This window comes from Pseudomonas sp. R25(2017) (assembly GCF_002112565.1).
In the GTDB taxonomy this organism is placed as follows: Bacteria; Pseudomonadota; Gammaproteobacteria; order Pseudomonadales; family Pseudomonadaceae; genus Aquipseudomonas; species Aquipseudomonas ekonensis.
This window is the reverse complement of the sequence record NZ_NEHZ01000002.1, coordinates 26,904-41,528: the sequence shown is the minus strand read 5'-3', so window position 1 is coordinate 41,528 and position 14,625 is coordinate 26,904. Positions and strand designations below refer to the sequence as shown.

General features: G+C 68.1%; 2 protein-coding genes. Both read left to right on the top strand.

The genetic code is table 11. From position 1 onward, the window contains the following. Positions 1-308: 308 nt before the first annotated feature. On the top strand, positions 309-13,307 hold the full coding sequence (locus CAG31_RS02645; RefSeq protein ID WP_085577926.1) for a non-ribosomal peptide synthetase: 12,999 nt from the start codon (positions 309-311) through the stop codon (positions 13,305-13,307). A gap of 361 nt (positions 13,308-13,668) precedes the next feature. Next, positions 13,669-14,484, top strand: coding sequence for an alpha/beta fold hydrolase (locus CAG31_RS02640; RefSeq protein WP_085577925.1), 816 nt, complete (start codon positions 13,669-13,671; stop codon positions 14,482-14,484). The last annotated feature ends 141 nt before the right edge of the window (positions 14,485-14,625 follow it).

Sequence of the window (14,625 nt, the reverse complement as noted above, 5' to 3'; positions counted from 1 at the left end):
TTATGTTGAATGATAATGATTGTCAATTGAGAAAGAGAACTAATGATCCATGACGGTGCAAACCGAGAACTGCGACACACCGCCGCAGCGGTTGCCCCTCTCCCGGCCCCATTGGGGGTTCCAGCCTGCCGACTAATTATTTCAAGACGTCATCCGTTCTCATTGGTGAATGGTTCCGGGCACGCAGCCCCGGCCACACAGCATTCCCATGCCTTGCGCGGTCGGCACAGACCGCGCCCTGCACGCCCTCGCCGGGCGTGACGCAGAACCCGATTCCACTAGCAAGCCGAATTCAGGCAGGAAACCTCATGACCGACGCGTTCGAACTCCCCAGCACCCTGGTCCAAGCCCTTCAGCGCCGGGCGGCCCTGACGCCGGACCGGCTGGCCTTGCGCTTTCTCGCCGAATCCGAGGAACAGGCCGTGGTGCTCAGCTATGCCGAACTCGACCGGCGTGCGCGCACGATCGCCGCGGCGCTGCAGGCCGAGGCCGGGTTCGGCGAGCGTGCGGTGCTGTTGTTTCCCAGCGGCCCGGATTACGTCGCGGCGTTCTTCGGCTGCCTGTACGCCGGCGTCATCGCCGTGCCGGCCTATCCGCCTGAGTCTGCCAAGCGCCATCACCAGGAACGCCTGCTGTCGATCATCGCCGACGCCGAGCCGCGCCTGCTGCTGACCAGCGCCGGCCTGCGCGACGCCTTGCAGCAGATCGAAGGCGCGCCGCCGCTGCTGTGCGTCGACACCCTCGACGACGCGCTGGCCGAACGCTGGGTCGAGCCGGCGTTGCCTGGCGACCACATCGCCTTCCTGCAATACACCTCTGGCTCCACCGCGCTGCCCAAGGGCGTGCAGGTCAGCCACGGCAACCTGGTGGCCAATGAATTGCTGATCCGCCACGGCTTCGGCATCGACGTGAACCCGGACGATGTGATCGTCAGCTGGCTGCCGCTGTACCACGACATGGGCCTGATCGGCGGCCTGCTGCAGCCGATCTTCAGCGGCGTGCCGTGCATCCTGATGTCGCCGGCGTATTTCCTCGGCCGTCCGCTGCGCTGGCTCGAAGCGATCAGCCAATACGGCGGCACCATCAGCGGCGGCCCGGACTTCGCCTACCGGCTGTGCAGCGAGCGGGTCAGCGAATCGGCGCTTGAGCGTCTCGACCTGAGCCGCTGGCGCGTGGCGTACTCCGGCTCCGAGCCGATCCGCCTCGACACCCTGGAGCGTTTTGCCGAGAAATTCACCGCCTGCGGCTTCAGCGAGGACAGCTTCATGGCGTCCTACGGCTTGGCCGAAGCGACCCTGTTCGTCGCCGGCACGCCGCGCGGCCAGGGCATTCCGGCCCTGCGCGTGGACGACGCGGCACTGGCGCAAAACCGCGCCGAAGCGGGAGAGGGCAGCCCGGTGATGAGCTGCGGCATCAGCCAGCCGCAGCACGCGGTGCTGATCGTCGATCCGGTCACCCTGCAAGAGCTGGCCGACAACGCCGTCGGCGAAGTCTGGGCGGCCGGGCCGAGCATCGCCCACGGCTACTGGCGCAACCCCGAGGCCACCGCCAAGACCTTCGTCCAGCACGCCGGCCAGACCTGGCTGCGCACCGGCGACCTGGGCTTTTTCCGCGAGGGTGAGCTGTTCATCACCGGCCGCCTGAAAGACATGCTGATCGTGCGCGGCCACAACCTGTACCCGCAGGACATCGAGAAGACCGTCGAGAACGAAGTGGAAGTGGTGCGCAAGGGCCGCGTGGCGGCGTTCGCGGTCACCCGGAACGGCGAGGAGGGCATCGGCATCGCGGCGGAGATCAGCCGCAGCGTACAGAAAATCCTGCCGCCGGAGGCGCTGATCAAAGCGATCCGCCAGGCCGTGGCCGAGGCCTATCAGGAAGCGCCGAGCGTGGTGGTGCTGCTCAATCCGGGCGCATTGCCGAAGACCTCCAGCGGCAAGCTGCAACGCTCGGCATGCCGTAACCGCTTGGCCGACGGCAGCCTCGACAGCTACGCGGTGTTCCCGTCCGCGACCGCAGAAGGTCAGGCACCGGTTGCCTCGGCCTCTGAACTTGAGGCGCGCATCGGCCAGATCTGGGCCGAACACTTGAATGTCAAACAGGTCAACGCCGACGACCATTTCTTCCTGCTCGGCGGCAACTCCATCGCCGCCGCCCAGGTGATCGCCAAGGTGCGCGAAGCGCTGGGCCTGGAGCTCAACCTGCGCCTGCTGTTCGAAGCCCCGACCCTGAGCGCGTTCGCCGTTGCCGTGGCGCAGCAGCAACAGGACGGCGGCAGCGCCCAGGGCGAAATCACCGCGTTGCCGCTTCACGAAGCGTTGCCGCAGTCCTTGGCGCAGAACCGTCTGTGGATCACCTGGCAACTCGACCCGCACAGCAGCGCCTACAACATTCCCGGCGGCCTGCGCCTGCGTGGCGAACTCGATGAGGACGCCCTGAGCGCCAGCTTCCAGCAACTGGTCGAGCGCCACGAATCCCTGCGCACCCGCTTCTTCGAGCGCGACGGCGTGGCCCTGCAGCAGGTGCTGCCTGCCGGCGGGTTCGAGCTGCAGCGGATCGACCTCAGCGACCTGCCGGGCGCCGAGCGCGAGGCCCGTGCGCAGCAGATCCGCGAAGACGAGGCGTGCACCCAGTTCGACCTGGAGAAGGGCCCGCTGCTGTGGGTGACCCTGATCCGCCTCGACGATGAAGACCACCTACTGCTGGTGACGCTGCACCACATCATCGCCGACGGCTGGTCGCTGAACGTGCTGATCGACGAGTTCTCGCGCCTGTACGCCGCCGCGTCCCAAGGCCAGCGGGCGGAGCTGGCGCCGCTGCCGACCCGCTACGCCGACTACGGCAGCTGGCAGCGCCAGTGGCTGGCCCAGGGCGAAGGCGAGCGGCAACTGGCCTACTGGAAAGCGCAGTTGGGAGACGAGCAACCGACCCTGGAGCTGGCCACCGACCACCCGCGCTCGGCCCGTCAGGCCGGCAGCGCCGCCCGCCATACCGTGCGGCTGAGCGTCAGCCTCAGCGAGGCGGTGCGCAACGCCGCACAGGCTCAGGCGGCGACACCGTTCATGCTGTTGCTGTCGGCGTTCCAGAGTCTGCTGCACCGCTACAGCGGCCAGCGCGACATCCGCATCGGCGTGCCCAACGCCAACCGTCCGCGCCTGGAGACCCAAGGCCTGATCGGCTTCTTCATCAACACCCAGGTGCTGCGCGCCGAAGTGGAGCCGCGCCTGCCGTTCAGCGAACTGCTGGCCCGCACCCGTGAGGCCGCGCTCGGCGCCCAGGCCCACCAGGACCTGCCGTTCGAGCAACTGCTCGAAGCCTTCCCCAAGGCCCGCGAGCAAGGCCTGTTCCAGGTCATGTTCAACCATCAGCAACGCGACCTGAGCGCCCTCAAGCGCCTGCCGGGCCTGCTCGCCGAAGAGCTGCCGTGGCACAGCCGCGAGGCCAAGTTCGACCTGCAGCTGCACAGCGAGGAAGACCGCAACGGGCGTCTGACCCTGTCGTTCGACTACGCCGACGAACTGTTCGACCTCGCCACCGTCGAGCGCCTGGCGGAGCATTTCACCCGTCTGCTGGCCGATGCCTGCGAGCGCCCGCAAGCGGCCATCGGCGACCTGCAACTGCTGACGGCCCACGAACTGTCGCGCCAGGATGAGTGGAGCAGCGCGCCGTGCGCCGCCGCGCAGCAATGGCTGCCGGAGCTGCTCAACGAGCAGATGCGGCAAACCCCGGAGCGCACCGCGCTGGTGTGGGACGGCGGCAGCCTCGACCTCGCCGAGCTGCACGCCCGCGCCAACCGCCTGGCCCATTACCTGCGCGACAAGGGCGTCGGCCCGGACGTCTGCGTGGCCATCGCCGCCGAACGTTCGCCGCAACTGCTGATCGGCCTGCTTGCGATCATCAAGGCCGGCGGCGCCTACGTGCCGCTGGATCCGGACTACCCCGCCGAACGCCTGGCCTACATGTTGGCCGACAGCGGCGTCGGGCTGCTGCTGACCCAGACCACGTTGCTCGACCGCCTGCCGGCCTGCGACGGCGTCAGCGTCATCGCCATGGACAGCCTGCACCTGGACACCTGGCCGAGCCAGGCGCCGGGCCTGCACCTGCACGGCGACAACCTTGCTTACGTGATCTACACCTCCGGCTCCACCGGCCAGCCCAAAGGCGTGGGCAACACCCATGGCGCCCTGGCCGAGCGTCTGCAATGGATGCAGGCCACTTATCAGCTGAACGACAGCGACGTGCTGATGCAGAAGGCGCCGATCAGTTTCGACGTGTCGGTGTGGGAATGCTTCTGGCCGCTGATCACCGGCGCGCGCCTGCTGATCGCCGGCCCCGGCGAGCACCGCGATCCGCACCGCATCGCCGAACTGGTGCAGCAGTACGGCGTGACCACGCTGCACTTCGTGCCGCCGCTGCTGTCGCTGTTCATCGACGAACCCCTGAGCGCCGAATGCACCAGCCTGCGCCGGGTGTTCTCCGGCGGCGAAGCGCTGCCGGCGGAACTGCGCAACCGCGTGCTGGCGCAACTGCCGGCTGCGCAACTGCACAACCGCTACGGCCCGACCGAAACCGCCATCAACGTCACCCACTGGCAGTGCAGCGAGGCCGACGGCGAGCGTTCGCCGATCGGCCGCCCGCTGGGCAACGTGATCTGCCGGGTGCTCGACAGCGACCTCAACCCGGTGCCGGCCGGGGTGCCGGGTGAGCTGTGCATCAGCGGCATCGGCCTGGCCCGCGGTTATCTCGGGCGGCCGGCGCTGACCGCCGAACGTTTCGTGACCGATCCGTCGGGCGAGCCGGGCGCGCGCCTGTACCGCACCGGCGACCGGGCACGCTGGACGAACGACGGCGTGATCGAATACCTCGGCCGCCTCGATCAGCAGGTCAAACTGCGGGGCTTCCGGGTCGAGCCGCAAGAGATCGAAGCGCGCCTGCTGGCGCAGGACGGCGTCGCCCAAGCTGCCGTGCTGGTGCGCGACACCGCCGCCGGCCCGCAACTGATCGGCTACTTCACCGCCGGCGATGCCAGCGAGGACCAGGAGGCGCAAATCGCCCGCCTGAAAACCGCCCTCGCCGCCGAACTGCCGGAATACATGGTGCCGGCGCAACTGATGCGCCTGGACGAAATGCCGCTGAGCCCCAGCGGCAAGCTCGACCGCCGTGCCTTGCCCGAGCCGCAGTGGCAGGTGCGCGAGCGCGTCGAACCGGTCAGCGAACTGGAACGCCAGATCGCCGCGATCTGGCGAGAGGTGCTGGGCCTGTCGCAGGTCGGCCTGCGCGACGATTTCTTCGCCCTCGGCGGTCATTCGCTGCTGGCCACCCAAATCATTTCCCGCACCCGCCAGGCCTGCGACGTCGAACTGCCGCTGCGGGCGCTGTTCGAGCACAGCGAGCTCGGCGGTTTCGCCGAGCAGATCCGCCTGATCCAGGCCAGCGGCCGCACCAACAAGCAGCCGCCGATCGAGAAGGTCGACCGCAGCCGGCCGGTGCCGCTGTCCTATTCGCAGCAGCGCATGTGGTTCCTCTGGCAGATGGAGCCGGACAGCCCGGCGTACAACGTCGGCGGCATGGCGCGCCTGCGCGGGGTGCTGGATGTCGGGCGCTTCGAAGCGGCGCTGCAAGCGCTGATCCTGCGTCACGAAACCCTGCGCACCACGTTCCCGAGCGTCGATGGCGTGGCCCGTCAGCAGGTGCATGCCGAAACCGGCCTGCGTATGGACTGGAAGGATTTCTCCAAGCACCCGGCCGAAGTCCGCGAGCAGAAAGTCCAGCAACTGGCCGATGAAGAGGCGCACCGGCCGTTCGACCTGGAAACCGGTCCGCTGCTGCGCGCCTGCCTGGTCAAGACCGCCGAGCAGGAGCACTACTTCGTCCTGACCCTGCACCACATCGTCACCGAAGGCTGGGCGATGGACATCTTCGCCCGGGAACTCAGCGCGCTGTACGAAGCGTTCGTCGACGACCGCGACTCGCCGCTGGAACCGCTGCCGGTGCAGTACCTCGACTACAGCGTCTGGCAGCGCCAGTGGCTGGAGTCCGGCGAACGCCAGCGTCAGCTCGACTACTGGACCGCCCAGCTGGGCCGCGAACACCCGCTGCTGGAACTGCCGGGCGACCGTCCGCGGCCGCCGGTGCAGAGCCACCGGGGCGAACTGTTCCGCTTCGACCTGAGCGATGACCTGGCCGCCCGCGTGCGCGCCTTCAACGCGCAGAACGGCCTGACCCTGTTCATGACCATGACCGCCGCGCTGGCCACCTTGCTCTACCGCTACAGCGGCCAGACCGACCTGCGCATCGGCGCACCGGTGGCCAACCGCATCCGCCCGGAAAGCGAAGGGCTGATCGGCGCATTCCTCAACACCCAGGTGCTGCGCTGCCAGCTCGACGGGCGGATGACGGTGGCCGAGCTGTTCGACCATGTGCGCCACACCGTGATCGAAGGCCAGTCCCATCAGGATCTGCCGTTCGACCATCTGGTGGAAGCGTTGCAGCCACCGCGCAGCGCCGCCTACAACCCGCTGTTCCAGGTGATGTGCAACGTGCAGCGCTGGGAATTCCAGCAGACCCGCACCCTGGCCGGCATGACCGTCGAGTACCTGGTCAACGACGCACGGGCGACCAAATTCGACCTCAACCTGGAAGTCACCGACCTCGACCACCGTCTGGGCTGCTGCCTCACCTACAGCACCGACCTGTTCGATGAGCCGACCATCGCCCGCATGGCCGGGCATTGGCGCAACCTGCTGGAGGCGCTGATCGCCGACCCGCAGCGGCCCCTCAGCGAACTGCCGCTGCTGGACGCGCCGGAGCGCCAGCGCCTGCTCGACAGCCTCGGCGTCGAGGCCGGCGAGCATCGTCTCGACCAGTGCATCCATCACCTGTTCGCCGAGCAGGCGCTGGCGCGCAAAGACGCGCCGGCCCTGACCTTCGCCGGGCAGACCCTGAGCTACGCCGAGCTCGACGCCCGCGCCAACCGCCTGGCCTGGGCGCTGCGCGAGCGCGGCGTCGGCCCGCAGGTGCGGGTCGGCCTGGCGCTTGAGCGGTCGCTGGAGATGGTCATTGGCCTGCTGGCGATCCTCAAGGCCGGCGGCGCCTATGTGCCGCTGGATCCGGAATACCCGCTCGACCGCCTGCATTACATGATCGAGGACAGCGGCGTCGGCCTGCTGCTCAGCGACCGGGCGATGTTCGCCGCCCTGGGCGAGTTGCCGCCGAACGTGGCGCGCTGGTGCCTGGAGGACGACAGCGCCGCGCTGGCCGGCCAGCCGTCCGGCGAGCTGCCGTTCATCAGCCTGCCGCAGCATCAGGCGTACCTGATCTACACCTCGGGCTCCACCGGCAAGCCGAAAGGCGTGGTGGTGTCCCACGGCGAGATCGCCATGCATTGCCAGGCCGTGATCGAACGCTTCGGCATGCGCCCGGACGATTGCGAGCTGCACTTCTATTCGATCAACTTCGACGCCGCCACCGAGCGTCTGCTGGTGCCGCTGCTCAGTGGCGCCCACGTGGTGCTGCGTGCCCAAGGGCAATGGGACGCCGAGGAAATCTGCGGCCTGATCCGCGCGCACCGCATCAGCATCCTCGGCTTCACCCCAAGCTACGGTAGCCAGTTGGCGCAGTGGCTGGCGACGCAAAGCCAGACTTTGCCGGTGCGGATGATCATCACCGGCGGCGAAGCGCTGACCGGCGAGCACCTGCAACGGATCCGCGCCGCGTTCAAGCCGAGCGTGTTCTTCAACGCCTACGGCCCCACCGAAACCGTGGTCATGCCGCTGGCGAGCCTGGCGCCGGAGATGCTGGAGGAGGGCGCCGGCAGTGTGCCGATCGGCAGCGTGATCGGCGACCGCGTCGCCTACATCCTCGACGCCGACCTGGCGCTGGTGCCGCAAGGCGCGACGGGCGAGCTGTACGTCGGCGGCGCCGGCCTGGCCGTGGGTTATCACGAGCGGGCGGGCATCACGTCCGAACGCTTCGTGGCGGATCCGTTCGCCGCCGACGGCGGGCGCATGTACCGCACCGGCGACCTGGTGCGCCAGGGCGCCGACGGTCTGGTGGAGTACATGGGCCGGATCGACCATCAGGTGAAGATCCGCGGCTTCCGCATCGAACTGGGGGAAATCGAAACCCGTCTGTTGGACCACGAGGCGATCCGCGAAGCCGTGGTGCTGGCGCTGGACGCGCCGAGCGGCAAGCAACTGCTCGGCTACCTCGTCACCGACATGGCTGAACGGGACGAGACGCATCAGGCCGCGCTGCGCGAAGCGCTCAAGGCGCACCTCAAGGCGCAACTGCCGGACTACATGGTACCGACCCACCTGATCCTGCTGGCCAGCATGCCGCTGACCGCCAACGGCAAGCTCGACCGCCGCGCCTTGCCGGCACCGGACCCTGCGCTCAACCGCCAGGACTACGTGGCGCCGAGCAACGAGCTGGAGCAGACCCTGGCGCAGATCTGGTGCGAGGTTCTGAACGTTACGCAGGTCGGCCTCAACGACAACTTCTTCGAACTGGGTGGGGACTCGATCCTGTCGATCCAGGTGGTCAGCCGTGCGCGGCAGCAGGGCATCCATTTCAGCCCGCGCGACCTGTTCCAGCACCAGACGGTGCAGACCCTGGCCGCTGTGGCGAGCCGCAGCGAAACCGTGACCGCCGAGCAAGGGCTGGTGACGGGCGAATCGCGCCTGACGCCGATCCAGCATTGGTTCTTCGACACGGAAATCACCGAGCGCCAGCACTGGAACCAGGCGTTGCTGCTGGCACCTGCCACCGCGCTGGAACCCCATCGCCTGGAGCAGGCGCTGCTGGCGGTGATCGAACAGCACGACGCCCTGCGCCTGCGCTTCACCGAAGCCCATGGCGAATGGCAGGCGAACCATCAACCGCTGACCGAGGCTGCCGTGCTGTGGCAAGTGCGCGTGCCGTCCATGGACAAGTGCGCCTCGCTGTTCGCCGACGCCCAGCGCAGCCTCGACCTGGAACACGGGCCGCTGCTGCGTGCGGTGCTGGTCGATGGGCCGGAAGGCCAACAGCGTCTGTTCATCGCCATCCACCACCTGGTGGTCGATGGGGTGTCATGGCGCGTGCTGCTCGACGACCTGCAGACCGTGTACCGCCAGCTCGATGCCGGGCAGTCGGTGAACCTGCCGGCCAAGACCAGCGCCTTCAAGGACTGGGCGGCGCGTCTGCAGGCCTACGCCGGCAGCGAATCCCTGCGTGAGGAACTGGGCTGGTGGCAAGCGCAACTGGCAGGTCCTGTGGCCGGGCTGCCGTGCGAGAACCCCGAGGGCGGGCGCCAGAACCGTCACGGGCAAACCGTCAATGTGCAACTGGATGCCGAGCGCACCCGGCAGTTGCTGCAACAGGCGCCGAGCGCCTACCGCACCCAGGTCAACGACCTGCTGCTGACTGCGTTGGCCCGCGTGCTGTGCCGCTGGAGCGGCCAACCGTCGGCGCTCGTCCAGCTGGAAGGCCACGGCCGCGAAACCCTGTTCGACGACATCGACCTGACCCGTACCGTCGGCTGGTTCACCAGTGCTTACCCGTTGCGCCTGACCCCGCACGGCATCGAAGAGGCGGCCGGCCAGGGCGCGTCGATCAAGGCGATCAAAGAGCAATTGCGCGCAGTACCGCACAAGGGCCTGGGCTATGGCGTGCTGCGCTACCTGGCCGACGGCGCCAGCCGCGACAGCATGGCGGCGCTGCCGAACGCGCCGGTCACCTTCAACTACCTCGGCCAGCTCGACCAGACCCTGGGCAACGACGCACTGTTCCGTCCGGTGGACGAACCGGTCGGCGCCGCCCACGATCCGCAGGCCCCGCTGCCGAACGAGCTGAGCGTCGACGGCCAGGTGTCCGGCGGCGAGTTGCAGCTGCGCTGGACCTTCAGCGCCGAGCGCTACGATCCGCAGACCATCCAGGATCTGGCCGATGCTTACATCGGCGAGCTGCAGAGCCTGATCGGCCACTGCCTGCAGGACGGCGCGGGCGGCCTGACGCCGTCCGACTTCCCGCTGGCGCAGCTGACCCAGGCCCAGCTCGACGCGTTGCCGGTGCCGGCGGCGCAGATCGAAGACGTGTACCCGCTGACCCCGATGCAGGAGGGCATGCTGCTGCACACCCTGCTCGAACCGGGCACCGGCCTGTACTACATGCAGGACCGCTACCGCATCAACAGCGAGCTCGACCCCGAGCGCTTCGCCCAGGCGTGGCAAGCGGTGGCGGCCCGTCACGAAGCCTTGCGCGCGTCGTTCTGCTGGAACGTCGGCGAAGACATGCTGCAGGTGATCCACACCCCGGGCCGCACGCCGATCGAGTACCTGGACTGGAGCGCGGTCGCCGACGCCGAGCAGGAGCCGAAACTCCAGGCGCTGCTCAAGGCCGAGCGCGAGGCCGGGTTCGACCTGCTCAACCAGGCACCGTTCCACCTGCGCCTGATCAAGGTCGGCGCGGCGCGCTACTGGTTCATGATGAGCAACCACCACATCCTGATCGATGCCTGGTGCCGCTCGCTGCTGATGAACGATTTCTTCGAGATCTACACCGCCCTCGGTGAAGGCCGCGAGGCGCAACTGGCCGTGCCGCCGCGCTACCGCGACTACATCGGCTGGCTGCAGCGCCAGAGCCTGGCCGAAGCGCGCCAGTGGTGGCAGCAGAACCTGCAAGGGTTCGAGCGCACCACGCCGATCCCGAGCGACCGGCCGTTCCTGCGTGAGCACGCCGGCGAGAGCGGCGGCATGATCGTCAGCGACCGCTACACCCGTCTCGATGTGCAGGACGGCGCGCGTCTGCGCGAACTGGCCCAGGCCCATCAGCTGACCGTCAACACCTTCGCCCAGGCGGCGTGGGCGCTGGTGCTGCGCCGCCTGAGCGGCGACCGTGACGTGCTGTTCGGCGTCACCGTGGCCGGCCGCCCGGTGGAGATGCCGCAGATGCAGCGTACCGTGGGGCTGTTCATCAACAGCATCGCGCTGCGGGTGCAGATCCCGGCGGACGACCAGCGCTGCGGCGTGCGCCAGTGGCTCAATGGCCTGCTCGACAGCAATATGCAGCTGCGCGAGTACGAATACCTGCCGCTGGTGAACATCCAGGAGCAGAGCGAACTGCCCAAGGGCCAGCCGCTGTTCGACAGCCTGTTCGTGTTCGAGAACGCCCCGGTGGAGGTCTCGGTGCTGGACCGGGCGCAGAGCCTCAACGCCACCTCGGACTCGGGCCGCACCCACACCAACTTCCCGCTGACGGCGGTGTGCTACCCGGGCGACGACCTCGGCCTGCACCTGTCCTACGACCAGCGCTACTTCGACGAATCGACGGTCGAGCGCATGCTCGGCGAGTTCAAGCGCCTGCTGCTGGCGCTGGTGGACGGCTTCCATGGCGACATGGCCGACCTGCCGCTGCTGGGCGCCGACGAGCAGGACTTCCTGCTGCACGGCTGCAACCGGAGCGGCCACGACTATCCGCTGGAGACGAGCTACGTCGAACTGTTCGAAGCGCAGGTGGCGGCGCACCCACAGCGCATCGCCGCCAGTTGCCTCGACCAGCGCCAGAGCTACGCCGACCTGAACCTGCGCGCCAACCGTCTCGGCCACGCGCTGGTCGCGGCCGGGGTGCGGATGGATCAACCGGTGGCGCTGCTGGCCGAGCGTAGCCTCGACCTGCTGGGCATGATCATCGGCAGCTTCAAGGCCGGCGCCGGCTACCTGCCGCTGGATCCGGGCCTGCCGAGCCAGCGCCTGAGCCGCATCATCGAACTGAGCCGCACGCCGGTGCTGGTGTGCAGCGAGGCGTGCCGCGAACAGGCCCAAGCCTTGCTCGATGAGTCCGGCTGCGCCAACCGTCCGCGTCTGCTGGTGTGGGAAGAGGTTCAGGCCGGCGCGCAAGCGTCGTCCGACCCAGGCATCTACAGCGGCCCGGACAACCTGGCCTACGTGATCTACACATCGGGCTCCACCGGCCTGCCCAAAGGCGTGATGGTCGAGCAGCGCGGCATGCTCAACAACCAGTTGAGCAAGGTGCCGTACCTGAACCTGAGCGACGCCGACGTGATCGCCCAGACCGCCTCGCAGAGCTTCGACATTTCGGTCTGGCAGTTCCTCGCCGCGCCGCTGTTCGGCGCGCGGGTGGACATTGTGCCGAACACCATCGCCCACGATCCGCAAGGCTTGCTGGTGCACGTGCAGCAGCAGGGCATCACCGTGCTGGAAAGCGTGCCGTCGCTGATCCAGGGCATGCTTGCCTCGGACCGCCTGAGCCTGGACGGCCTGCGCTGGATGCTGCCGACCGGCGAGGCGATGCCGCCGGAGCTGGCGCACCAATGGCTGCTGCGTTACCCGGACATCGGTCTGGTGAACGCCTACGGTCCTGCGGAATGTTCGGACGACGTGGCGTTCTTCCGGGTCGACCTGGCCTCGACCCGCGGCAGTTACCTGCCGATCGGCACGCCGACCGACAATAACCTGCTGTACCTGCTCGACGGTGCGCTGGACCTGGTGCCGTTGGGTGCCGTGGGCGAGCTGTGCGTGGCGGGCACCGGGGTCGGCCGTGGTTACGTCAGCGATCCGCTGCGCACCGCACCGGTGTTCGTGCCGAACCCGTTCGGTGCGCCGGGCGAGCGGCTGTACCGCACCGGTGACCTGGCCCGCCGTCGCAGCGACGGTGTGCTGGAGTACGTCGGCCGGGTCGACCATCAAGTGAAGATCCGCGGCTACCGGATCGAACTGGGCGAGATCGAGGCGCGTCTGCACGAGCAGCCGGAAGTCCGCGACGGCGCGGTCGGCGTGCAGGAGGGCGCCAACGGCAAGCACCTGGTCGGTTATCTGGTGGCGGCCGATTCGGCACTCAGCCCGGCCGAACGGCTGGAGCGGATCAAGCAGCGCCTGCGCGCCGAACTGCCGGAGTACATGGTGCCGCTGCACTGGCTGTGGCTGGAACGCCTGCCGCTCAACGCCAACGGCAAGCTCGACCGCAAGGCCTTGCCGGCGCTGGAGATCGGCCAGTTGCAGAGCCAGGACTACCTGGCGCCGCGCAGCGAACTGGAGCAGACCCTGGCCGACATCTGGGCCGAGGTGCTGAAGGTGGAGAGGGTGGGCGTACGCGACAACTTCTTCGAGCTCGGCGGCCATTCGCTGCTGGCCACGCAGATCGCCTCGCGGGTGCAGAAGGCTCTGCAACGGGACGTGCCGCTGCGGGCGATGTTCGAGTGCAGCACGGTGGCGGAGCTGGCCGAGTACATCGAAGGACTGGTGGCCAACGACATCACCGCGGACAAGGCGGACCGGCTCAATGACCTGATGGCGGAACTGGAAGGGTTTTAATCGCCGGGGCCGCGCCGGCCCCATCGCCAGCAGGCTGGCTCCCACAGGGATCTTGGGTGAGTGCAGAAATGGCGGACACCGCAAAACCTGTGGGAGCTGCGGTGCGACGACTCGGCTTGCCAGCGATGAGGCCGACACATGCAGCCTCGGTGTTGGCAGGGCGACCGCCATTGCCAGCAGGTATTGTGGCCGTCCGCTAGGCCTGCGAACGACTGAGAATCCTGTGGGAGCCAGCCTGCTGGCGATGGCGTCTGCAAAACCACCGCAAAACCGTCTTGTACATTGCCGTACATTTCCAAGGTTGACGACAACGAACCGGCAGCTCAGTCTGCCGGTTCTCTTTTTCTCGCGGAGGTGATGGATGCCCTTTTTCACGGTGGACGGACAAGCGCTGCACTACACGGATCAAGGCTCGGGCCCGGCGCTGCTCCTGGCCGGCAGCTACCTGTGGGACGAGGCCATGTGGGCGCCGCAGATCGCCGCGCTGTCGCCGCACTACCGGGTGATCGCGTTGGACCTGTGGGGCCACGGCGAGTCCGGGCGCTTGCCCGAAGGCACCGCGTCGCTGGACGACATCGCCCGCCAGGCCCTGGCGCTGCTCGATCACCTGGACATCGACCGGGTCACCCTCGCCGGCCTGTCGGTGGGCGGCATGTGGGGCGTGCGCCTGGCGCTGTCGGCGCCGCAGCGGCTCAACGGCCTGGTGCTGATGGACACCTACGTCGGCGTCGAGCCGGAGCCGACCCGTCAGTACTACTTCTCCCTGTTCAAGCAGATCGAAGAGAGCGGCGCGATTTCCGAGCAACTGCTGGACATCGTCGTGCCGATCTTCTTCCGCCCGGGCATCGACAAGGCGTCGGCGCTGTACCAGGACTTTCGCGCGAAACTGGCGGGCTACTCGCCGCAGCGCCTGCGCGAAAGCATCGTGCCGATGGGGCGCATCACCTTCGGGCGGGATGATCTGCTGCCGCGTCTGGGGGAACTGGATGCAGCGACCACGCTGGTGGTGTGCGGCGACCAGGACAAACCGCGTCCGCCGACGGAGGCACAGGAAATGGCGGAGCTGATCGGCTGCCCGTGCGTGCTGGTGCCGGAGGCGGGGCACATCTCCAACCTGGAGAACCCGGCGTTCGTGACCGAGGTGCTGTTCACGTTCCTGAGCGAGCGCAACCGCTAGGCCCGGTTTCGTGCCGCAGCCAAAACCTGTAGGAGCTTGCCTGCAAGCGATGAGGCCGGCACAGCCAGCATCACCGTTGGCAGACCCACCGCCATCGCCAGCAGGCTGGCTCACACAAGGAATCTCGGATGTATGCGGAAT